The 20,613-nt window shown below is 66.5% G+C and carries 21 protein-coding genes; 12 read left to right on the forward strand and 9 right to left on the reverse strand.

Annotation, left to right across the window (positions count from 1 at the left end):
* The 4 genes from cydB to cydC are packed head-to-tail and all read left to right on the forward strand — an operon-like array spanning position 1 to position 4,859.
* Positions 1-1,134, forward strand: a complete 1,134-nt coding sequence (cydB, locus tag EPO41_RS02690) for a cytochrome d ubiquinol oxidase subunit II (protein ID WP_296319988.1) — start codon at positions 1-3, stop codon at positions 1,132-1,134.
* A gap of 12 nt (positions 1,135-1,146) precedes the next feature.
* Positions 1,147-1,395: a hypothetical protein gene (locus tag EPO41_RS02695; RefSeq protein WP_296319992.1), complete on the forward strand. Its 249-nt coding sequence runs from the start codon at positions 1,147-1,149 to the stop codon at positions 1,393-1,395.
* An 18-nt stretch (positions 1,396-1,413) separates the two neighbouring features.
* Positions 1,414-3,180: a thiol reductant ABC exporter subunit CydD gene (gene cydD, locus EPO41_RS02700; protein ID WP_296319995.1), complete on the forward strand. Its 1,767-nt coding sequence runs from the start codon at positions 1,414-1,416 to the stop codon at positions 3,178-3,180.
* Positions 3,177-4,859, forward strand: a complete 1,683-nt coding sequence (cydC, locus tag EPO41_RS02705) for a thiol reductant ABC exporter subunit CydC (RefSeq protein ID WP_296319999.1) — start codon at positions 3,177-3,179, stop codon at positions 4,857-4,859. The genes cydD and cydC overlap by 4 nt, the downstream gene beginning before the upstream one ends.
* Before the next feature lie 45 nt (positions 4,860-4,904).
* On the opposite strand, the gene EPO41_RS02710 is transcribed toward cydC, so the two are convergent.
* Both EPO41_RS02710 and EPO41_RS02715 read right to left on the reverse strand, forming a co-directional pair.
* Positions 4,905-6,986 carry an EAL domain-containing protein gene (locus tag EPO41_RS02710; protein ID WP_296320002.1) on the reverse strand — a complete coding sequence of 694 codons (2,082 nt, stop codon included), beginning with the start codon at positions 6,984-6,986 and terminating at the stop codon, positions 4,905-4,907.
* Between the two features lie 305 nt (positions 6,987-7,291).
* Positions 7,292-8,488 (reverse strand): iron-containing alcohol dehydrogenase, encoded by a 1,197-nt coding sequence (locus EPO41_RS02715; protein WP_296320006.1) that lies wholly within the window; start codon positions 8,486-8,488, stop codon positions 7,292-7,294.
* Positions 8,489-8,599: 111 nt separating this feature from the next.
* Between EPO41_RS02715 and EPO41_RS02720 the strand changes: the two genes are divergently transcribed.
* The 4 genes from EPO41_RS02720 to EPO41_RS02735 all read left to right on the forward strand — a co-directional run bounded on the left by EPO41_RS02720 (position 8,600) and on the right by EPO41_RS02735 (position 10,830).
* Entirely contained in the window at positions 8,600-9,310 is a 711-nt protein-coding gene (locus EPO41_RS02720; RefSeq protein WP_296320008.1) for a substrate-binding domain-containing protein, read from the forward strand.
* Between the two features lie 36 nt (positions 9,311-9,346).
* Complete coding sequence (locus EPO41_RS02725; protein WP_296320011.1) at positions 9,347-10,009, forward strand: aspartate/glutamate racemase family protein; 663 nt, start codon at positions 9,347-9,349, stop codon at positions 10,007-10,009.
* Positions 10,010-10,041: 32 nt separating this feature from the next.
* A complete protein-coding gene (locus EPO41_RS02730) occupies positions 10,042-10,512 on the forward strand; it encodes a MaoC family dehydratase (RefSeq protein ID WP_296320014.1) in 471 nt (156 codons plus the stop codon).
* A 102-nt stretch (positions 10,513-10,614) separates the two neighbouring features.
* The gene (locus EPO41_RS02735; RefSeq protein WP_296320016.1) at positions 10,615-10,830 is read left to right on the forward strand and encodes a hypothetical protein; all 216 of its coding nucleotides are present in this window, start codon (positions 10,615-10,617) and stop codon (positions 10,828-10,830) included.
* Positions 10,831-10,840: 10 nt separating this feature from the next.
* Here the strand turns inward: EPO41_RS02735 and EPO41_RS02740 are convergent, their stop codons facing one another.
* From EPO41_RS02740 to EPO41_RS02765, 6 genes are all read right to left on the reverse strand, one after another.
* Complete coding sequence (locus EPO41_RS02740) at positions 10,841-13,153, reverse strand: xanthine dehydrogenase family protein molybdopterin-binding subunit (RefSeq protein WP_296320019.1); 2,313 nt, start codon at positions 13,151-13,153, stop codon at positions 10,841-10,843.
* Positions 13,150-14,136: a xanthine dehydrogenase family protein subunit M gene (locus EPO41_RS02745; protein WP_296320020.1), complete on the reverse strand. Its 987-nt coding sequence runs from the start codon at positions 14,134-14,136 to the stop codon at positions 13,150-13,152. Before EPO41_RS02745 ends, EPO41_RS02740 begins: the two co-directional genes overlap by 4 nt.
* Positions 14,133-14,642 (reverse strand): 2Fe-2S iron-sulfur cluster-binding protein, encoded by a 510-nt coding sequence (locus tag EPO41_RS02750; protein WP_296320022.1) that lies wholly within the window; start codon positions 14,640-14,642, stop codon positions 14,133-14,135. Before EPO41_RS02750 ends, EPO41_RS02745 begins: the two co-directional genes overlap by 4 nt.
* A 70-nt stretch (positions 14,643-14,712) precedes the next feature.
* Positions 14,713-15,144, reverse strand: coding sequence for a MarR family transcriptional regulator (locus EPO41_RS02755; RefSeq protein ID WP_296320025.1), 432 nt, complete (start codon positions 15,142-15,144; stop codon positions 14,713-14,715).
* A gap of 66 nt (positions 15,145-15,210) precedes the next feature.
* The gene (locus EPO41_RS02760) at positions 15,211-16,467 is read right to left on the reverse strand and encodes an amidohydrolase (RefSeq protein ID WP_296320028.1); all 1,257 of its coding nucleotides are present in this window, start codon (positions 16,465-16,467) and stop codon (positions 15,211-15,213) included.
* Positions 16,468-16,653: 186 nt separating this feature from the next.
* Positions 16,654-17,100 carry a hypothetical protein gene (locus tag EPO41_RS02765; RefSeq protein WP_296320030.1) on the reverse strand — a complete coding sequence of 149 codons (447 nt, stop codon included), beginning with the start codon at positions 17,098-17,100 and terminating at the stop codon, positions 16,654-16,656.
* A 180-nt stretch (positions 17,101-17,280) separates the two neighbouring features.
* Between EPO41_RS02765 and EPO41_RS02770 the strand changes: the two genes are divergently transcribed.
* The 4 genes from EPO41_RS02770 (at position 17,281) to EPO41_RS02785 (ending at position 19,706) form a co-directional block, all read left to right on the forward strand.
* Positions 17,281-17,889, forward strand: coding sequence for a LemA family protein (locus EPO41_RS02770; RefSeq protein ID WP_296320032.1), 609 nt, complete (start codon positions 17,281-17,283; stop codon positions 17,887-17,889).
* A gap of 105 nt (positions 17,890-17,994) precedes the next feature.
* On the forward strand, positions 17,995-18,663 hold the full coding sequence (locus tag EPO41_RS02775; RefSeq protein ID WP_363246943.1) for a TPM domain-containing protein: 669 nt from the start codon (positions 17,995-17,997) through the stop codon (positions 18,661-18,663).
* Positions 18,663-19,277: a TPM domain-containing protein gene (locus EPO41_RS02780; RefSeq protein WP_296320036.1), complete on the forward strand. Its 615-nt coding sequence runs from the start codon at positions 18,663-18,665 to the stop codon at positions 19,275-19,277. Before EPO41_RS02775 ends, EPO41_RS02780 begins: the two co-directional genes overlap by 1 nt.
* A gap of 213 nt (positions 19,278-19,490) precedes the next feature.
* A complete protein-coding gene (locus EPO41_RS02785) occupies positions 19,491-19,706 on the forward strand; it encodes a hypothetical protein (RefSeq protein ID WP_296320039.1) in 216 nt (71 codons plus the stop codon).
* A gap of 171 nt (positions 19,707-19,877) precedes the next feature.
* On the opposite strand, the gene EPO41_RS02790 is transcribed toward EPO41_RS02785, so the two are convergent.
* Complete coding sequence (locus EPO41_RS02790) at positions 19,878-20,291, reverse strand: nuclear transport factor 2 family protein (RefSeq protein WP_296320042.1); 414 nt, start codon at positions 20,289-20,291, stop codon at positions 19,878-19,880.
* Positions 20,292-20,613 lie beyond the last annotated feature (322 nt).

Below are 20,613 nucleotides of genomic sequence, written 5' to 3' on the forward strand. Positions count from 1 at the left end.
ATGGAAACCTACATGATTCTCCTGGTCGTCTGGTGGGTGCTGCTCGGCGTGCTGCTGACGGGCATTGGCGCCATGGTCGGCATGGACATGGGCGTCGGCACCATCCTGCGCTATGTCGGGCGCACCGACACCGAACGGCGGGTCGCGCTGAACGTCATCGGTCCGCACTGGGACGGCAACCAGGTGTGGTTCATCCTGGGCGGCGGCGCGATCTTCGCGGCCTGGCCGCTGGTCTACGCGACCGCCTTCTCCGGCTTCTACATCGTCATGCTGCTCCTGCTCTGGAGCATGATCCTGCGGCCGCTGGGCTTCGAGTATCGCAGCAAGCTGCCGTCGCTGGCGTGGCGCGGCGTCTGGGACGTCGCCTTGTTCCTGAGCGGCCTGCTGCCGATGGTGGTGTTCGGTGCGGCGATCGGCAACGTGCTGCAGGGCGTGCCGTTTCATTTCGATTGGCGCCTCACGTCCTTCTACACCGGCAGCTTCCTGTGGCTGTTCAATCCCTTCGCCGTCCTGTGCGGGCTGATGTCGGTCGCGCTTGCGGTCTACATGGGCGGCAGCTGCCTTGCCGGCGGCGCCGAAGATCCGATCGGCAGCCGTGCCCGGCGCGCGGCGATTGCGGGCGGCCTTGCGGCGCTCGCGATCTTCACGGTCGCGGGCTTCTGGGTCTCGACGATCGAGGGCTTCAAGCTGGTGGCCGGACCCGATCCGGGCGTGCCGCAGACGCCGCTGCACCAGCAGGTGACGCGGGCGCCGGGCGCACTGCTGGCGAACTACGCCGCGCATCCTGTCCTGTGGGCACTGCCGGCGCTGGTCTATGCCGGGCTGCTGCTGGGCGCGCTGGCGCATACGATCCGGCGGCCGATCCTCGCCTGGTGGCTGGGGGCGTTGGCGTGGATCGGCGTGATCGGCACGGTCGGCGCCGCCATGTTCCCCTTCATCATGCCGTCGTCCAGCAATCCCTCGCATAGCCTCACGGTCTGGAATTCCGGTTCGAGCCTCGTGACGCTGACCTGGATGGTGGGCTTCGTCGTGATCTTCATGCCGATCATCGTCTGGTACACGAGCTGGGCCTTCTGGGTGATGCGCGGCAAGGTCGGCGTGAAGCACGTCGAAACCTCGGACCACGCCTACTAGGGGAGGCCGGACATGTTCGTGCGCTACATCATCGCCATGACGCTCGCGGCCCTGGCCATCCTGTTCGCCATCATCCTTGGCGACTACGGCCCCTGGTACCTCTCATGGTTCCTCGGCACGGGCTTCATGGTGCTGGTCGCCGTCTCGGCCGGTGTGCTGTTCGAGGCACAGGAGGACGCGGCCAAGGCGGCCCGCCGTCCCGGCGAACCGCTGGACGTCTCCAGCGCCGTCGACGCGCCCGCGCAACGGCCCTCGCGCTGATCTGACAATCGCTTTCCCATGACCGGCAACCCGGCGGACGCGCCCGGCCGTCGACGCGCCGGCGTCGAGCGCTGGCTGCGCGGCGAGATCGCGCAAGCGGCGCGGAGCGGCGTGCGGCGCGCGATCGTGCTGGGTGCCCTCGCGGCGGCCCTCGCCGTCCCGCAGGCGTGGCTGCTGGCGCATGCGATCGCTCCGGTTGTCCTGGAGAAGGCGCCTGTCTCCTCGGCGCTTCTCTGGCTGTTGCCGGTCCTGCCGCTGCTGGTGCTGCGCTTCTTCCTTGCCACGGCATCCGGTCGGGCGGCACTTGCTGCTGCCGGCAGGGTCAAGGCGCGCATACGCTCGGCTTTGCTGCGCCATCTGGCATCGCTCGGACCCGCGGCGACCGCGGGGCGCGGATCGGGCGAAGCCGCGACGGTCGTGCTCGAAGGCGTCGACGCACTCGACGCCTATGTGTCGCGCTTTCTCGCCCATCTCGGCGTGCTCGTCGTCCTTCCGCCGCTCGTGCTCGTCGTCGTCCTGCCGCGCGACTGGATCTCCGGGCTCGTGCTGCTGGTGACGGCGCCGGTCATCCCGCTGTTCATGATTCTTCTGGGGCTCGGCGCGGAGAAGCTGAACCGCCGGCAGTGGCTGCGGCTTCTGCGCCTGTCCGGCCGGCTGCTCGACGGGTTGCAGCGGCTGACGACCTTGCGCCTCTTGAATGCCGGCGACCGCGAGGCCGAGCGGCTGGCGGAAGCCGCCGAGGACTATCGAAAGAGCACCATGGCAGTGCTGCGGGTTGCCTTTCTCTCGGCCCTCGCGCTGGAGTTCTTCGCGACCGTGGGCATCGCGCTGGTCGCCGTGCTGATCGGATTCCGCCTGCTCGACGGCACGCTCGGGTTCGAAGCCGGCTTCTTCGTCCTTCTGCTCGCGCCCGAATTCTACGCGCCGCTGCGCCAGCTCGGCCTCGACTATCACGCGCGCATGGAAGCCCTGGCCGCGGCCGAGCGCATCCTCGACCTGCAAGCCGAGCCGTCAATGCCAGCCGGAGAAGAGCGGCCCGTCCTCGGTCCGGCCCTCACGATCGAGTGCGAAGGCGTGAGCTTCGCCTGGGAGCCGGACAGACCGGCAATCCGGGACTTCTCGCTGCGTCTCGTGCCGGGCGAGATCGTGGCCCTGGTCGGGCCGAGCGGCGCGGGCAAGAGCACCCTGCTGTCGCTGCTGCTGGGCCTTCTGCGCCCGCAATCGGGTCGGATTCTCGTCAGCGGGCACGACCTCGCCACCGTCGATCCCGCGCACTGGCTCGGCCATGTCGCGGTCGTACCGCAGCGGCCGCACATGTTCGAGGGCAGCGTGCTCGACAACATCCGGCTGGGCGACCCGGACGCCGGCCTCGACCGCGTGCGGGAAGCGGCCCGGCTGGCCGCCGCCGACGGGTTCATCGCCGCGCTGCCTCGAGGCTACGACACGCCGCTTGGCGAGCATGGCGAGACGCTGTCGGGTGGCCAGGTCCAGCGGCTGGCGCTGGCACGTGCCTTCCTCAAGGAGCAGGCCGGCGTGCTGCTGCTCGACGAAGGCACGGCCGGACTCGACCGTGGCACGGAAGCGGCAGTGGCCGACGCCATCCGTCGCCTCGCGGCGGGTCGCACCACGCTGATCGTCACCCATCGCCTCGCCACCGTGCGGATCGCCGACCGGGTCGTGTTCCTGGAGGAGGGACGCATCGTGGAGCAGGGGCCGCGCGCCGCGGTGCAGGCAGACGATGGCCGCTTCGCGGGCCTCCTGCGCGACGCAGGGCTCGCCCCATGAGTGACCTGGCGGTGATGCGTCGACTGCTCGCGCTCGCCCGTCCGTGGCGCGGCTGGATGGGGCTCGCGGTCTTCGTCGCCTGTGCAACGGTACTGGCGAGCGTGGCGCTGATGGGTGTCGCCGGCTGGTTCATCGCCGCCATGGCGATCGCTGGAGTCACCACCGGCATGATGAACTACTTCCTGCCGGCGGCCGGCATCCGCTTCTTCGCCATCGTCCGCACCGGCGGACGCTATGGCGAGCGATTGCTGAGCCATGAGGCCACGTTACGGCTCCTGGCCGGCCTGCGCCTCTGGTTGTTCCGCCGGCTCATTCCCCTGTCGCCGGGGCAGCTCCAGGCGCGGCGCGGCGGTGATCTGGCGGGCAGCCTGCAGGCCGACGTCGAGACGTTGCAGCACGCCTACCTGCGTCTGGCCTCACCGGTCGCCGTGGCGCTGGCGTGCAGCATCGCAGTCGTGCTGGTCGTCGCCGTTCTGCATCCGCCGACGGCTCTGGCGCTCGCCTTACTGCTGATCGTGGCCGGTGGCGTCGTGCCGGCGCTGGCGCGCCGCGCCGCCGCTGCACCCGGTGCGGAAGCCGTCGCCTCGCGTGCGGCCCTGCGCGTGGCGACGGTCGACCTTTTGCAAGGCCTGACGGATCTCCGGGCGGCGGGCGCGGTCGAGCGCCAGCTCGCCGCCCTCGACGGTCTCGGCCAACGGCTGGTCGACAATCAGTCGCGTGCTGCGAACGCCGGGGTGATGGCAGAGGCGGCGGTCGGTCTTTCGGCCGGCCTGGCCCTTTGGTCCGCCGCGCTGCTGGCCTCGGCGAGCGTCGCTGCGGGCGCGCTCCTGCCCGAGGTCGCGCCCGCCCTTGTTCCGGCGCTCGCACTGGCGGCCCTGGCGGCCTTCGAAGCGGTGGCGCCGTTGCCGGCGGCCATGGAGCGCTGGGGTGAGGTCAGGGCGGCGGCGCACCGCATCTTCGATCTCGCCGATCGAAGCCCGGCCATCGTTGCCGGGCCCGACCCATCGCCCCCGCCGCGGGATGCGAGCATCGTCTTCTCGTCGGTGCGACTGCGCTACGCGCCCGACCTGCCGCCCGCCCTGGACGGACTCGATCTCGCGATCCCCGACGGCCGGCATCTCACCATCCTGGGACCGAGCGGCGCGGGCAAGAGCTCGCTCGGCCGGCTCCTGGTGCGCTTCTGGGAGTACGAAGGCGAGATCCGGCTGGGCGGCCACGATCTGCGCCGCTATCGCCCGGACGACTTGCGCCGCCTCGTCGGCATCGCCACGCAGGATGCCCAGCTCTTCAACGGCTCCGTCCGCGACAATCTCCTCATGGCGGCGCCGGAGGCGGACGCCGCGGCGATGGACCAGGCTCTCGAGGTCGTGCAGCTCGCCGGGTTCGTGCGCAATTTGACCGATGGGATCGACACCTGGATCGGCGAGGCGGGTGCGCGCCTGTCGGCGGGTCAGGCCCGCCGGCTCGTCCTGGCCCGCGCGCTCCTTCGCGATCCCCGCATCCTGATCCTCGACGAGCCCACCGAGAATCTCGACGCCAGCACCGCGCGCCGGCTCATCGCCTCCCTGCGCGCCGCCACGGCGCACCGCACGGTCATCCTGATCACGCATGATCCGCGCGCGGCTGCCCAGTTCACCGACGAGATCGTGCAGATGGCGGATGGACGGGTCGTCGGGTGAGGCCGCATTCGGCCCTTGCCATACGCCCCGGCGCCGCCGATCGCCCTATTGAGCCGCCACCGGGCGAGACGGGCAATCAGTCATCGAATACCCTCGCGGTCCGGAACTCACCGCATCCTCCACGAAGAGTGACTTGAGGGGTACCGGGCGTCCGAGCAGGTAGCCCTGCGCCTCCTCGCAGCCCTCACGAATGAGGATGTCGAGCTGTTTTCGTGTCTCGATCCCTTCGGCGAGTACAGGGATCGACATGCTCCTGCCCAATTCCAGGACGGCTCGAACGATGGCGAGCGCCTGGGTGCTGTCGCCGAGTTCGGAAGCGAAGAATCGGTCCAGCTTGATTTTGTCGAACCGGAAGCGGCGCATGATCTCCAGGGACGAGTAGCCGGTCCCGAAATCATCCAGGGCCACGCTGACGCCCAGCGCCTGAATCCGACGAAGGACGTCGAGGCCGCGCTCGCGATTCTCCATAATGGCGGTCTCCGTCAGTTCGAGCTCGAGCCGATGCGCCGGCAGCCCGGTCTCCCGCAGAACTCGCTCGCAAAGCTCGAACAGGCCCGGCTTGTTGAGCTGCTGCGACGAGACATTGACCGAGAGCTTCCAGGCACGGGGCCACCTGGTTGCGTCGGCGCAGGCCCGCCGGAGCACCCATTCTCCGAGCGTCACCATCAATCCGTGTTCCTCCGCGACCGGAATGAAGACGGAGGGCGGTACCGAGCCGAGAGTGGGACGCTTCCAGCGCAGCAGCGCCTCGTACCCGATCACCTCGCCCGTGCGCACCTTGGACTGCGGCTGGTAGTGCAGCTCGAGCGTGCCGGTTTGCACGGCCATCCGAAGGTCATGCGCAAGCTCGATCCTGCGTCGTGCAGCCTCGTCGATTCCGGCATCGTAGAAGCAGGGCTCGGACGCCCCCTCGCGCTTGGCGCGATACATGGCAAGGTCGGCATTCGTCGAGAGCGTCTCTACCGTCAGCGCGTCGTCGGGGTAGACTGCGACACCGATGCTTGCGCCGACCGAACCGGCAAAGCCCTCCAGATCGACCTGGGCCGTCAGCGCCACTTCCAGGCGCCGGAGCGGCACAAGGAGTTCTTCTCGGCTTCGGCATTCCACGAGAGCGACGAATTCGTCGCCGCCGAGCCGGGCTATCAGGTCCTCGGCGCGCAGTTGCTCCGACATGCGGCGCGCGAGCGTGGCCAGAACGTCGTCCCCGGCTTTGTGGCCGTACAGGTCGTTCACCTCCTTGAAGCGGTCGAGGTCGATGGCAACCACAGCCAGCTTCGTCCCGGCACGCTCGGCGGCCGCCAGCCGGTTGTTCAGGGCTTCGTTGAAGCCCGGACGGTTGGTGAGGCCGGTCAGGGCATCGGTCATGGCGAGGCGACGAACGTGGCGAAACGCTTCCACCCTCGTGCGGCGGTCGACAAGGGCGGCGGCTATGCTTGCGGCCATCGCGATCACGCCGACGAGCGCCGTTGCCAGGCCCAGCGCATGCCTGCCGTCGGAACTGGTGCTGGATTCGTCGGGTGCGAACGAAGCAACCTGCATGGCCGTCATCGCCGTGAAGTGCATCGACAGGATGCCCGCAACGAGAAGACCGGCGGCGAGCGGGACGCGCGCGCGGCCGACCCGATCGCCACAAAGCACCACGAAGGCTGCGCCCGCCAGGGCCATCGAGAGAAGGGGCGCGGCTGCGACGTATTCCAGCCTCCAATGAATCAAGCCGTCTATATGGTAACCCGCCATGCCCAGGAAGTGCATGGCGGCAGCGGCGGCGCCGACCAACGCTCCCCCGATTGCGGCGGAGCGGAGGTTGGCGCCGGCAACGGCCACCCACAAGCCCAGGGAAGTCCCAGCGACCGCGATCATCAGCGAGAACACCGTCAGCAGCGGATCGATTCGCACGGCGGCGTTCGCAGCATACCCCATCATCGACACGAAATGAGTGCACCAGATCGTTGCGCCGGCCGCGACGCCGGTGAGGACGATCCAGTACATCCGGGCCATCGCGCGCGAGGTGCGCGCCTGCTCGAACATCTGGGTGACGACCACGGTGCCGAGACTGCACACCAGCGCGGCGAGGGCGATCATGAATGCATCGTGTTCTGTAGCGATGCAGCGAGCGACGGCCAGCATGGTCTGTCCTGGTATGGCAAAGGAAGCGGGGCGGGCGCTTTATGGTGTGGTAGCCCCGATTCGGCGCGGCGTCGCGCGAGAACTCATCCAATATGGAAGGATAGTGGTCGCGCCGCCGTCGGTCGCGGGAGGCGGTGATGAGGCCCGCCGGAAAATCCAAATGGATCAGGCGCTTGCGACGAACGCGCGGCAGTGGCGCTGTTTCCGGAGCGGATCAATGCGGCAAGCCGCGCGACGTATTTTTCCAGGATGCTGGTTGTCGCGCCGACGTTTCAACGGCTGCGCAGTCATGCTCTGCCGGTCGGTCAGTAAGCGGCCTCCAACAGCTGCTGCGCCGCGGCAATGCGTTCGCTGTCGGATCGTACGCCGGCGTTGGCGTTGAAATTCTTCACCGTCTGCCCGGCGATGAGGGGGATCGCCGATCGCGGGATGTTCAGTTCGCTGAGACGAACCGGCATTCCCACGCAACGGTACAGTCGTTCCAGCTCGTCGGCGATGACCGGCCTGATCGGCTGGGTGCTGCGACCGAGGCCGAGGGCTTCGGCGACGACCTGTGCCGCAGCCGCATCGTCGTCTTGCGACAACCGGATCTTGGTGGCGTGGATGGCGGAGATCGACTCGCCCTGGCCGACATGCGGGAACTGGACGTGCAGGGCGGTGGACACGGCATAGTCTCCGCCGAAGGAAGAGCTTGCGCCCATGCGGGCTCCATCGTCCTCGGCCCGGTTCTGAAGGAAGGCGGCGATGCAGAGATCGGCCCGCGAGGCCGCATGGTCGCGATTTTCGGCGAGGCCCGAATAGGCGCGAAAGGCGAGACGGAAGGCCTGAAGGCGGTCGCCTTCGACCAGCGGATTGGATTCGGCAGCGGCGATGGCTGCAACGGCACTGGAAAAGACAGTTGTGGCGGTCGACCGGTGGGATGAGGACGGTGTCGTCATCAGGACGTCGTGGTCCAGCAGGATGGCCTGCGGCCGGGTCTTGGGATCGAAGAACTCCATTCGATGATCCAGGTCGTCGTTCTTCAGCCCCGTTCCGGCACGATTCATGGCGCTGGTGGGAGTGGTCGGGATATTGACGATGGGGAGCTTCGGTGCCGCGAGCCGCGGGCTGTAGGCCGGCTTGCCGGCCGGGTACTGCGTCATGAGTTCGAAGGGATCACGATCTTCCCCCAGGAAGATGGCGACCGCCCGCGTGGCGACCAGCACGCTTCCGCCGCCGACGGCGATGAGTAGATCGGCCTTGGCCTCGCGTGCGGCATCCGTGGCGGCGCAGACGTTGGGGTAGGGGCAGTCCTTTTCGATCCGGTCGAAGACGCCGGCGAAGGTTGGCCCCAGTGCCTTCTCTATGCGGCGAACGGTGTCGGTTCGCGCGTTGATCGACGGTGAGCAAATGACGAAGGCGCGTTTGGCGCCGGCGCGCGCGGCGACCTCCCTGAGGGAACCCTCGAGGACGTTCGTTCCGCAGTACAGACGCCAGCTATGGCCCGAGGCACGAAAGCTCACTGGATCTCCTCCTGTTTTCGGGATCTCTGTGAACCGATAGCACATTTTGCCGTCGGCTATGGCTGCAGCCCGCTATAGTGGCGATGTCCGTTCTGCGAGGAGTGAGATCCAGTGGCATCGCCGTCGTCCGTCGCCGTCATGAGCGGTCTCGCCCTCGAGGTGGCCGTCAATCGCTGGCTGAAGCCGGCCTTCGAGGCCGCATCGCCCTATCGCCTGGAGATCGACTGGCGTCCGACCACGGCGCTCATGAAGTCGATCGCCGAAGGTCAGCGCGCCGACGTGATCATCGCCATCGACGGCGCCATGGACAGACTCTGCGCCGACCGGGTCGTGCGTCCCGAGACCCGCGTCTGTCTCGCCGATTCGATCCTGGGTGTCGGCGTCCGCGAAGGCGCGCCGAAACCCGACGTCTCGACGGTCGAGGCCTTCAAGCGGACGCTGGTCGCTGCAAGGGCGGTGGCCTACTCGCGGGCCGGTGCGAGCGGCATCTACTTTACCGGGCTGGTCGAGCGGCTGGGGATCGCCGCCGAGGTCAACGCACGCGCCGTCGCGATTCCCATGGGCTTCACCGGCGAGAAGGTCGCCAGCGGCGAGGCCGACCTTGCGATCCAGCAGGTGAGCGAACTGATGTCGGTCCCCGGCGTCGCCGTCGCCGGTCCGTTTCCGCCGGAGGTCCAGACCGTCTCCACCTTCGATGCCGCCGTCTTTGCCGATGCCGCGAACGCCGAAGGTGCCGCTGCGTGGATGGCGCTGCTCGCCTCGCCCCAAGCCGCGAAGGCCTATGGCGACGGCGGTCTGGTTTCCCGCCTGAAGCATTCCTGATTCCTGAAGACGCTCTCCTTTCGAAAGACCGGCCGCATGTCGAAGAAGCCTCGAATCGTCCTCCTGCACGGCACGCCCGTCGCCGTGGAACCCATCCAGCGCGCCTTCGCCACGCGCTGGCCCGAGGCCGAGGCCGTCGACCTGCTCGACGCCTCTCTGTCGATCGATCGCGCCAAGGACCATGACCTGACGCCGCGCATGTTCGAGCGCTTCGTCGAACTGGGCGGCTACGCCCATCGCATCGGGGCCGAGGCGATCCTCGTCACCTGCTCGGCCTTCGGGCCGGCGATCGAGCGCATGGCAAAGGAACTGCCGGTGCCCGTGCTGAAGCCCAACGAGGCGATGTTCCGGGAGGCGATCGGCCGGGGACGGCGGATCGGGATGCTCGCGACCTTCGCGCCGTCGGTGCTGACCATGACCGAGGAGTTCGAGCAGTTCGTCGCCGAGGCCGGCGCACAGGCGACGCTCGAGACGATCGTCGTCGAGGGCGCCATGGACGCGCTGCGCAAGGGGGACGCCGACCGGCACAACGCGCTGATCGCCGCGCGCGCGCCCGAGCTCGCGCACTGCGACGCCGTCATGCTCGCGCACTTCTCGACCTCGCGGGCGCTGGCGGCCGTCGGCGCCGCGGTCAAGACGCCCGTGCTCACCGCGCCCGATGCCGCGGTCGACCGCATCCGCGCCGCCATCGGCGGCTGATGCCAAGCATCGCACGATAAAAGGAGGACATCATGGCAAAGCGAATCGTCGAGAGCCCGCAGGCGATGAAGGCGCTGGTCGGTCAGGAGCTGGGCGTCAGCGACTGGCTGGTCATGACGCAGGAGCGCATCAATACGTTCGCCGAAGCCAGCGGCGACCATCAGTGGATCCATGTCGATGTCGAGCGCTGCAAGACGGACATGCCGGACGGCAAGACCATCGCGCACGGCAATCTCACCTTCTCCGTGATCTCCACCTTCGCCCGCGATGTGCTGAAGATCGAGAACATGCGGAACGGCATCAACTACGGTTCGAACAAGGTGCGCTACACCAGCCCCGTGCAGGTCGGTGCGCGCATCCGCGGCCGCCAGAAGCTGCTCGCCGCCGACGACATGCCGAACGGCGGCATTCGCATGACCTACCAGTGGACTGTCGAGATCGAGGGCCAGGAGCGCCCGGCCTGCGTCGCCGAGACCATGAGCATCGCCTACGGCACACGATAGGCGGCCCGCTATCGAGGGGGCTGACGGGCCATATCGAAGAAGTATCCAATGGGAACACTTGGCATCTTTGACATATGACGACAGGATTCCCAGACTGCGCCCATGGAAGCCACGATCGAACCTCTGGTCCGCGACTTTCTGGCATGGCTGGCAAAGGAGCCGCGTTTGCACGCTGAAGTGATCGAGAACTGGCGCACGTCGTGTCCGCGTCTCCCGGTCTGGGAGGAATGCACCGATCAGAAGTTCGTAGCCCGCAAGGGACCTGTTGTCGAGGTGACTCCGCGCGGCCACGCCTTCCTCGCAGGCGCCCGGCTGTAGCAACGGCCTTTCAGATCAGCCTGTCGAGTGTAAGCGGTAGTTCGCGCACCCTCTTGCCCGTTGCATTGAACACGGCGTTGGCAACGGCTGCCGCTACACCAGTCGTTCCGATCTCACCGATCCCCCGCGCGCCAAGCGGCGCGCGGGGATCGGCTATGTCGGTCCACAAGACGTCGATGTCCGGCACGTCGAGATGCACCGGCACATGATAGTCGGCCAGGGACGTGCTCATGATGCGGCCAGTCCGCTCGTCGAGCAGGGTCTCCTCGGCGAGCGCCATGCCGAGGCCCATGATCATGCCGCCTTTGAACTGGCTGGTCGCGGTCTTGGTATTCAGGATGCGACCGCAATCAAAGGCGCCGACCAGACGGTCGACGCGAATTTCGCCTGTGACTTCGCTGACCCGCAGTTCGCAGAAGATCGCCGAAGTGCTGTGCATGGAGAATTTGAGGATCTCGAGGGGAGCGCCGCTTTCGCCGATCACGCTCAGTTCGCGTCGACTGGCGCGGCGCAGGATGGAGACGAAGCTTTCCTGGCGGGCGGGATTTTCGACACTGCGCAGGCCGCCGTCGGCGAATTCGACCTCGCTCGCCTTGAGGCCGGCCAGCGGCGTGTCGTTGCCCGCCAGCTGTATCAGTTCGGTCGCGAGCTTTCGGCTCGCCGCGCTGATCGCCGCAGCCAGCGAGGCGGTCTGAGAGGATCCGCCGGCGAAGCTTGCGAATGGCAGACTCGAATCCCCGATCGTTACCGTGACGTGGTCCAGGGGGAGGCCCAGGCGATCGGCGGTGTGTTGCCGCTGGACCGTCGCGGTCCCCATGCCCATTTCGTGGGCGGCGCTGGCGACATGGGCGTGGCCCTCGGCGTCGATGGTGATCCTCGCCGACGAGCCGGGCATGCGCGTGAACGGGAAGGTGCCACTGGCGCAACCCATGCCGATCAGCCACTCGCCGTCGCGCCGCGTGCCCGGCTCTGGCGTGCGCCGGTCCCAGCCAATACGCGCAGCCCCCAGATCGTATGCCGCCATCATCGCGTTCTGCGAGTGTGGCGCCCCGCTCACGGGATCACGGGTCGAGGCGTTGCGTCGGCGCAGTTCGATGGGATCCATGCCGATTGCATGGGCCAGTTCGTCCATCGCGCATTCGATCGCGAAGGTGCCCGGCGTCTCGCCGGGGCCTCGCATGAAGCTGTTCGCCAGCAGGTCGAGATCGACATAATGCTGGACGACATCGAAGCTTTCGCTGGCGTAGAGCGAGCGGCCGGTGAGGCTGAACGCCTCGTCACAGACGCTATGCAGCGGTTTGACGCCATAGCCATGGTGGAGCAGCGCCTTGAGCTTGCCGTCTGCGTCCGCCCCGAGGGCTACCCGCTGCTCGGTACGCGTGCGCCCCCCGACCAGGCGGTGCATGCTGGCGCGGGAGAGCGTGATGCGCACCGGGCGGCCCGAAAGCCTTGCGGCCGCCGCGCCGAGGATCTGATGATCCCACATCCCCTTCGCGCCGAACCCGCCGCCGACATAGGGCGAGCTCACATGGACATCCTCTGCCTTCAGCCCGAAGATCTTCGCAAGCGAACCGGCGGTCGCGTTGATCATCTGGGTCGCGTCGTGGACGATCAGCTTTCCGTCCCGCCAGACGATCGTCGCGGCATGCGGCTCGATCGGATTATGGTTCTCCCAGGGCGTCGTATAGACGGCATCGATCTTGAACGCCGCTTCGGCCAGCTTCTTGCCGGCATCGCCCTTGTCGAGGCGGTTGCGCTCGACGAGGAGCGACTCCGGCGTGTAGGCGCTCCTTTTGCCCACCTCGAACCGGGTGCGAGCCGGCGAGGCCTCATAGCGCACGCGGACCAGAGTGGCGGCATGGTCCGCCTTCTCGCGCGTGTCGGCGAGGACCACCGCCACGACCTGCCCGTTCCAGCGAATTTCGCTGCTCTGCATGATCGGCAGGGTGTGATTTCCGGCGGCCTTGAGGTTGGTGATCCCGATCGCCGGCGGGACGCTCATCTTGGGCGCGTTGCGGTGGGTCATGACCAGTTGGACGCCCGGCGCCGCTTCGGCCGCGGAGGTGTCCAGTTCGACGATGCGGCCACGCGCGATCGTGGAATGGACGAAGGTCGCGTAGAGGAGATCCTCCATCGGCACTTCGGCGGCGAACCGCGCCACACCGCGCACCTTGTCCGGTCCGTCGACCCGCGACTGCTGCCCGCCGAGCGCCACACGCTTGTCGATCAGCGGATCGGGGGTGCCGCCGGGCAGCCAGGCGGCCGGGACCTGGCCGAGGACAGCGCGCACGCCGCCGATGATTGCATTCTGCAGTTTGCTCATGCGCGCGCTCCCGCGAGGTCCGTCAGAACGGCGGTCACCGTTCGTTCGGCGAGGCCGATCTTGAAGGCGTTGCCGGACAGCGGCCGGGCATCGACCAGTTCTTCGCGGATCGCGGCAAGTATGGCGTCGCGGCTCGGCGCACGACCGACCAGCGCCGTTTCGGCCCGCCTCGCCCGCCATGGCTTGGCGGCGACGCCGCCGAGTGCAATGCGGACTTCGGTAACGCGCCCGTCGGCAAGCGCCAGACCACCTGCGACGGAGATCAGCGCGAAGGCGTAGCTGGAGCGGTCGCGGACCTTGCGGTATTCCGAGTGGGTGACTGCATCCGACGGCGGCGGCAGTTCGACACCGGTGATCAGCTCGCCCTGCTTCAGCACGGTCTCCACCTGCGGGGTGGCGTTCGGCAGGGCATGAAAGTCCGCGAGCGGCACCGATCGCTCGCCATCGGGCCCGGAGAGATGGATCACGGCATCGAGCATGGCAAGGGCGACGCACATGTCGGAAGGATGCGTGGCGACGCACTGATCCGACGCGCCCAGGATGGCATGATAGCGATTGAACCCTTCGCGTGCGTCGCAGCCCGCGCCCGGCTGCCGCTTGTTGCAGCGCGCTCCATCGACATCGTAGAAATACAGGCAGCGGGTACGCTGGAGAATGTTGCCGCCGACCGTTGCCATGTTGCGGATCTGCGCGGAGGCACCGGCGAGCAGCGCGCGTGTGAGCACCGGATAGCGGCGGCGCACGAGCGGATGGGCGGCGAGGGCGGCATTCCTGACCGACGCATCGATCAGCAGTCCGCCGCCATGGCTTTCCCGGATGCTGCCATCCAGACGGCTGACGTCCACCAGGTTGCTCGCCTGCTCCATATTCTGGCGCAGCAGATCGACGAGGTTGGTCCCGCCGCCCAGAAACCGCGTCCCGCTCCCGGCACGCGCGACGGCATCGGCCCGATCGGTCGCGCGAACATAGCCGAATGGCATCATCGCGCGGTCTCCGCCAGCATGTCCTCGATCGCCTCGACGATCCCGTTATGTGCGCCGCAGCGGCAGAGATTGCCGCTCATGCGCTCGCGAATCTCCGCGCGCGTCACCACCGGCGGGCCTGCAGCGACATCGAGGGTCACATAGCTGGGGTCGCCCCGGCGCAGCTCCTCCGCCATTGCGATCGCCGAGCAGATCTGGCCCGGCGTGCAATACCCGCACTGGAGTCCGTCGCGCTCGATGAAGGCCTGCTGCAGCAGGTGCAGACCGCCACGATCGCCCGCGAGGCCTTCGATCGTTCGAACGTCGCTTCCCTCCGCTTGCGCGGCGAGGGTGAGGCAGGACAGGACGCGGTTTCCGTCGAGAAGGACCGTGCAGGCCCCGCAGGCGCCCTGGTCGCAACCCTTCTTGGTGCCGGTGAGGTGGAGGTGCTCGCGCAACAGGTCGAGCAGCGAGATCCGGGCGTCGTCGGGGGGTGGAACTTCCGCGCCGTTAACACGTATCGGCATATTCGCTCCATTGCTGACGGGGCGCCGCCGCAGCAGCACTGCTCACAATGTAAAACGAACTTCGTATTATTCAAGTATCGTTGTAAACGATCTTGCTGATCATCGCGATGAACTGTTTCCGTTCGTCGGGCGACAGTCGCGCAAGCATCAGCATGTACATTTGCCGATGCGCCTCGATCTGTGCCTTTGCGTAGGCTTCGCCCGCTGCAGAAAGTGTGAGCGCGACCGCCCGGCGATCGGTTTCGATGCGCTCACGCTTGAGAAAGCCGCGCTTCACCAGGCGATCGGTGGCCGAAGACAGCGTGGTCGTGGGCACCGCGAGGAAGCGGGCGACGTCGGTCGGGCCGCAACCTGCATGCTCCGCAATGTAGAGCAGCGCGGCCTTGTCCAACTCGTTCAGCGGCCCGTCGGAACGCTGCGCGTCGGCCAGCTTGTAGCGGCGCGCGAATGTGTCGAAGGCCGTGCCGAGCGCGGCGAGTTGGTCTTCCGTCGGATCACTCATCCTCCCCGCATATCGTGCCTTGGCATCGATTGGCCAGTGGCGACCGCGCGAAAGTAACCCCGGTCGCTACTTCCGCCTGAGATAGTCGACCGCGAGATAGCTGAGCGCGCGCACGCCGTACTTGAGGGCGGGCTCGTGGACGCGGAACAGCGGCGAATGGTTGGCCGGCGCCTGCAGCGGGTCGACGTCCGGCGGCACCACGCCCAGGAAGAAGAACATGCCCGGCACCACCTGGGCGAGATAGGAGAAATCCTCGGCGCCCATCACCGGGCGCACCTCGGTGACGCGCTGGGGGTCGAGACCGTTCTTCAGGCTGGTGGTGCCCCAGTCGGTGAGCGGCGGATCGTTGTAGGTCACCGGCACGCCGTCGAAGACGGTGACGGTGGCCCTGGCGCCGGCGGCATCGGCAATGGCGCTGGCGGTCTTGTCGATGCGCTTCCGGATCTCGGCGCGCACGCCCTCGTCGTGGGTGCGGATGGTGCCTTCCATGGCGACCGAGTCCGGCAGGATGTTGTTGCGCACGCCGCCATGGATGGTCGAGACCGAGACGACCGCCGGCGAGAGGGTGGGATCGAGCTGGCGGCTGACGATGGTCTGCAACGCCAGGATGATCTGCGCCGAGGTGACGACGGGATCGATGCCGCGCCACGGCTGCGAGCCGTGCGTCTGCCGGCCCTCGACGTCGATCTTGAGGCGATCGGCGCTCGCCATCAGCCCGCCGGGGCGCAGCGCGATCACGCCCGAGCGGATGCCCGAGGTGACGTGCAGGCCGAACACCGCGGACGGCGCCGGGTTCTGCAGGCAGCCGTCGGCGATCATCGCCTCGGCGCCGCTCGGGCGGCCGTCGTTGGAGCCTTCCTCGTTGGGCTGGAAGATCAGCTTCACCGTGCCCGGGATCTCGTCCTTCATGCCGGCCAGGATCTCGGCCACGCCCATCAGGATGGCGACGTGGCAATCGTGGCCGCAGGCATGCATCACCGGAACGGTCTGTCCGAGATACTGCTGCGTGGCCTTTGATGCGAAGGGCAGGTCGACCTTCTCCTCGACCGGCAGCGCATCCATGTCGGCCCGCAGCGCCACGACGCCGCCGGGCTTGCCGCCCTTCAGCACGCCCACGACGCCGGTGATCCCGACCCCCGTCCTCACCTCGTAGCCGAGCTTCTCCAGATGCGCGGCGGCGAGCGCGGCGGTGCGCGTCTCCTGATAGGAAAGCTCCGGATTCTCATGAATGTCGCGTCGCCACGCGATGACCTTGTCCTCGATCTCGAGGGCAGCGGCTGAAATGCGCTCGGAGAGTTCGTTCTCGGGGGTGATGTCGTTCATGTCGTGAGTGTCGTAGACGGCGGGGCAGGCGCGCAAGGGCTTACTGTCTTTGCTTTCGTCGCGGGCGCTTGTGAACTCTTCCTGAGACGGTACAGGACATCGTAGCAAAGCGAATCGTCTGGAGCCTGCAGGTGATTAAGGCGCTGGTCGGTCAGGAGCTGGCGCAACTCAGGAAGGCCAATCGCCCTAAAGCTCGTCCGCCGGTGGCGACAGTTTCGGATCAGCGCCACACAGCTGCAGATGAGCGCGCGCCTGCGGCAGGGTCTGGAGGAAGCGGTCGATGCACCGCTGGATGTCATCCAGGACTTGCGGCCCTGCAACAACGATACGCTGCGCGCGCTGAAGCGATTTCAGAAGCAAGGTTGCTGCCGCGATCGGCTTGATCAGTCCCTTGTCGACCTCCACGCCCAGTTCGGTGGGCGGGCGGAGGTTGGCGAAGGAAGGCAGCTCGTAGGTCATCACCTCGAACTGCAAATCGCGATTGTCTGCCATCCTGTGAAAGACACGCAGCTTCTTGTCGAGGTCGTCCAGCCGCCAGAAAACGGACTGGACCGTCAGAGGCTCCGGGGCCTCTTCGACGCCCTCAGTTGCAATAGCGGACAGGGCTTTCTCAATGTCGTCGGGCGTGGGCATCGCGTTCACCTCGTGGTGAAAGAAGCACCGGCCGGAATCTTCTGCAACTGGGCGCTGCCCGGTCAGCAAAGCTGGCGGCGAATTGCCGGTCAACGCGAAGCGTCAGGGGGGCGTGGAACTTTCGGGAGGGAATGACGTTTCCGATGCGGCTCGACGAGCGTGGGCCTCGCGAGGAGAGTCATGACTGGCACGAGATCGATCCCAAGTTCATTCCTTTCACGCCTGGCCACTGCTGTTCTCTGCCTTGCCCTGGCGTCGTGTGGGTACAACAATATCCCGACGCTCGAGGAGCAAGCGAAAGCGAAGTGGGGCGACGTCCAGAACAACTACCAACGTCGTGCAGACTTGATCCCGAACCTGGTCGCGACGGTTCAAGGCTATGCCAAGCAGGAGAAGGACGTGTTGACCGCCGTGGTCGAGGCCCGTGCCAAGGCCACCCAGACCAGGATCGACGTGTCTCAGCTCACCGATCCGGAAAAGGTGAAGCAATTCCAGGATGCGCAGAGTCAGCTTTCTGGCGCCCTGGGCCGGCTGATCGCCATCAGCGAGAATTATCCGGACCTCAAATCGAACCAGAACTTCCTGGCGCTGCAGTCGCAGCTTGAGGGCACGGAGAATCGCATTGCCGTCGCGCGCCGCGACTACATCGAAGCAGTACGGGCCTACAATACGGAGCTCAGGACTTTTCCCGGCATGCTGTGGGCAATGACCGCCTTCCGGTCGAACAAGCCGATGGCTGAATTCACCGCCAGCGATACCGCCCAGACGCCACCGACCGTCAAGTTCTGATCGTCGACCATGCGTCTAGGTCGCTTGAGAACAGGCGCGTGGATCGCAGGATTGGCGCTGTCCCTGCTGTTCGGGTTGTCCGCATTCGCCGCCAATTTTCCGCCGTTGACGGGCCGGGTTGTCGACGAAGCCCGCATTTTGCCGGCGTCTGCTGTCGCAGATCTGGAGTCCAAGCTCGCCGACCTCGAATCGAGGTCGGGTATCCAGCTCGTTGTCGCCACGGTGAACTCGCTCGACGGCCAGGAAATCGAGCCGTACGCCAACGAATTGTTCCGGACCTGGAAGCTCGGCGACAAGACCAGGAACAATGGCGTGTTGCTTCTGGTGGCCCCCAACCAGAAGCGCGTCCGGATCGAGGTTGGGTACGGCCTCGAGGGAACGCTGACCGATGCGCTATCGAAGGTGATCATCACCAATGCGATCGCCCCGCGTTTCAAGACAGGCGATTTCGCCGGAGGCATAACGCGCGGCGTCGACGACATCATCATCGTCCTCACGACCGATTCCTCGGAATGGCAGCAGCGTCCCTCGCTGCGCGTCGACAGCGAACCGGCCTCGGCTCCTGTGAACTGGCTCGTCATCGTCGTCATCATCGCGGTGATCGGGTTGATGATCGTGTCGCCGGCCTTCCGGTGGCTGGTGATCGGCATGCTGATGAGCGGGCGGGGCGGCGGATCGGGCGGGTTTGGCGGAGGGGGATCTTCCAGGGGCGGTGGTGGGTTCTCAGGCCGCGGGGGCTCTTCCGGCGGCGGCGGAGCGTCAGGGAGCTGGTGATGGAATTGAGCGAACAGGACCGCGCGCGAATCTCCTCCGCCATCCACGCCAGCGAGGCTCGTACGACGGGTGAAATCGTCTGCGTACTGGCCAGGACCTCGTCGTCGGAAGCCGTCGGCGCGCCTGTGATGCTGGCTGCGGTCATTGCGCTGGCGCTACCGTGGATGTTGATGAGCTTTACGGCGGCACCGCTGCAACTGATGCTATCGCTGCAGGTTCTGGCCTTCTTCGGTTTTCTTGCGGTCTTCTGCCTGCCACGTGTGCGCGTCGCGCTTCTGCCTCGAGCGGCGCGCCGCGCCCTCGCCCACCGCGCGGCCATGGAACAGTTCGTGAGTCGCGGCATGGCGCGAACGCGAGAGAGGACCGGCATCCTGATCTTCGTTTCGTTGGCCGAGCGCTACGCTCGCATCATTGCTGACGAGGGCATTGCCAGTCGCGTTCCGCGGGAGGAATGGCAGGGCGCTATCGATGTTTTGAAAGGCCATATGCGGGAGGGCCACATTGCCGATGGCTTTGTCACGGCGATCGATCGGTGCGGTGCCGTTCTGGCGGCTCATTTCCCATTGGTCGAAGGGGAACGGAGCGAGCTGCCCAATCGGATCTATCTGATCTGAAAGTCCACCCTCGGCGGGACCGGACGGATCAGGGCGCGATAGGTGAGGACCATCGTGGACCTCCCGCGAGGGCCGCGGGAATCGAACCCTTTCTCCAAGGCTGAAGGCCCCGGCGCCGTGCGCGACGGCCCGTCGCCGTCAACCCGCGCTAGGAGTCGGCAGAGACAGAACCGGGCGGCGGGGCGTGGGGCCGTAGCCAACCGGAGACACGTCATGGCGCGCCGCAGTCCGAACAGCCACCAGAGCCGCATGCGAGAGCTGCCCCACGTTGCCCGCCTGCACCGGGCGGAGCCCTTCCGCCTGGCTGACAACGCAGAGTTGGAAGCTGCCGCCGATCGGATCGCCGGGCCAAAGGGATGGGAGACGGTCGCCGGCTGGTCGCCCTCTGATGTCGACTTCAAGCTGATCCACTTCGCCACCAAGGGGTGAGGCCGAGGCGATGCAGCAATGGATCGCGGATTCCGGCGTCGAGACGCGGCCGGCGCCCGAGCCATATTGTGGGTCGCAACTCACCGTAACAGGCGGTACGACGCGCTGATGGTCGGTCCCTGGCCCCATCGTCCCGGGACGCTGCGGCCTTTGCTCACTATCCTGAAGGGCTCAAGACCAGCCAAGCTCTTTCAGCGCCCAGCCAGCATTCCGGATCTTGGTCATGTGACGGATTTTGTCGCCCTCAAAATTCATTGAGTAGACATAGTCTGAGCTCGTGCTCTTGCCGGTCGGGGGCGGGCCGCCGTTACCAGTATGTGTTCCCTTGAAGACGGCGTAGGCGACAACGTTATTGCGAGTGCTGTCAGTCGCGAAGGACTTAACCTCGTAATTTCCTTTGGGCATCATCTTCATCAAGCCTTGCATCCAGTCGGCGTACTCCGCGAGCGTTTTGACGTCGGCCAAAGGTTCGGCTTGGCAGGAGAATGAAGCATCCGGCGCACAGTGGGATTTGCAGGCCTCCCATCCCTTGCCCGTTTCGCAAGCCTCGAAGAACTTCATCGCAACGTCAGCAATCGACGGCATTGTGTGCCTTTCCTCAATTGGCGCCCTAGATGCGACGATCAAAGACTGCAACCATGAGGGTGAACGCTATCCCAGAACTTTCAACCCGGAAAGGAGCAATTAGGATAACCGTTGCAATTACTCATCGCCGCCGCGCAACTGCAGTAACAATCGGGGCGCTTTGGGCCGGAGCCTAAAGCGGGCATCGGACTATCCGGCAATAATCTAACGAGGCTTTGCCTCAGACGGACAAGATGTATTGGGGTGGCTCCGGTCGCCGGTTCATGACGGGCTCTGGTAGAACCAGTCCCAAGTGGACCGCGTAAGCGGTTAAACGCCCTTT

It is taken from the genome of Reyranella sp., assembly GCF_004297265.1.
Classification (GTDB): domain Bacteria; phylum Pseudomonadota; class Alphaproteobacteria; order Reyranellales; family Reyranellaceae; genus Reyranella.

Bases quoted from the DNA above. Each gene is read 5' to 3' on its own strand.
- EPO41_RS02695 (WP_296319992.1), top strand. From the start codon at position 1,147: ATGTTCGTGCGCTACATCATCGCCATGACGCTCGCGGCCCTGGCCATC.
- EPO41_RS02735 (WP_296320016.1), top strand. From the start codon at position 10,615: ATGGAAGCCACGATCGAACCTCTGGTCCGCGACTTTCTGGCATGGCTG.
- EPO41_RS02760 (WP_296320028.1), bottom strand. From the start codon at position 16,467: ATGAACGACATCACCCCCGAGAACGAACTCTCCGAGCGCATTTCAGCC.
- EPO41_RS02785 (WP_296320039.1), top strand. From the start codon at position 19,491: ATGGCGCGCCGCAGTCCGAACAGCCACCAGAGCCGCATGCGAGAGCTG.
- EPO41_RS02745 (WP_296320020.1), bottom strand. From the start codon at position 14,136: ATGATGCCATTCGGCTATGTTCGCGCGACCGATCGGGCCGATGCCGTC.
- cydC (WP_296319999.1), top strand. From the start codon at position 3,177: ATGAGTGACCTGGCGGTGATGCGTCGACTGCTCGCGCTCGCCCGTCCG.
- EPO41_RS02725 (WP_296320011.1), top strand. From the start codon at position 9,347: ATGTCGAAGAAGCCTCGAATCGTCCTCCTGCACGGCACGCCCGTCGCC.
- EPO41_RS02750 (WP_296320022.1), bottom strand. From the start codon at position 14,642: ATGCCGATACGTGTTAACGGCGCGGAAGTTCCACCCCCCGACGACGCC.
- EPO41_RS02740 (WP_296320019.1), bottom strand. From the start codon at position 13,153: ATGAGCAAACTGCAGAATGCAATCATCGGCGGCGTGCGCGCTGTCCTC.
- EPO41_RS02730 (WP_296320014.1), top strand. From the start codon at position 10,042: ATGGCAAAGCGAATCGTCGAGAGCCCGCAGGCGATGAAGGCGCTGGTC.
- EPO41_RS02780 (WP_296320036.1), top strand. From the start codon at position 18,663: ATGGAATTGAGCGAACAGGACCGCGCGCGAATCTCCTCCGCCATCCAC.
- EPO41_RS02710 (WP_296320002.1), bottom strand. From the start codon at position 6,986: ATGCTGGCCGTCGCTCGCTGCATCGCTACAGAACACGATGCATTCATG.
- EPO41_RS02790 (WP_296320042.1), bottom strand. From the start codon at position 20,291: ATGCCGTCGATTGCTGACGTTGCGATGAAGTTCTTCGAGGCTTGCGAA.
- EPO41_RS02770 (WP_296320032.1), top strand. From the start codon at position 17,281: ATGACTGGCACGAGATCGATCCCAAGTTCATTCCTTTCACGCCTGGCC.
- cydB (WP_296319988.1), top strand. From the start codon at position 1: ATGGAAACCTACATGATTCTCCTGGTCGTCTGGTGGGTGCTGCTCGGC.
- EPO41_RS02765 (WP_296320030.1), bottom strand. From the start codon at position 17,100: ATGCCCACGCCCGACGACATTGAGAAAGCCCTGTCCGCTATTGCAACT.
- cydD (WP_296319995.1), top strand. From the start codon at position 1,414: ATGACCGGCAACCCGGCGGACGCGCCCGGCCGTCGACGCGCCGGCGTC.
- EPO41_RS02755 (WP_296320025.1), bottom strand. From the start codon at position 15,144: ATGAGTGATCCGACGGAAGACCAACTCGCCGCGCTCGGCACGGCCTTC.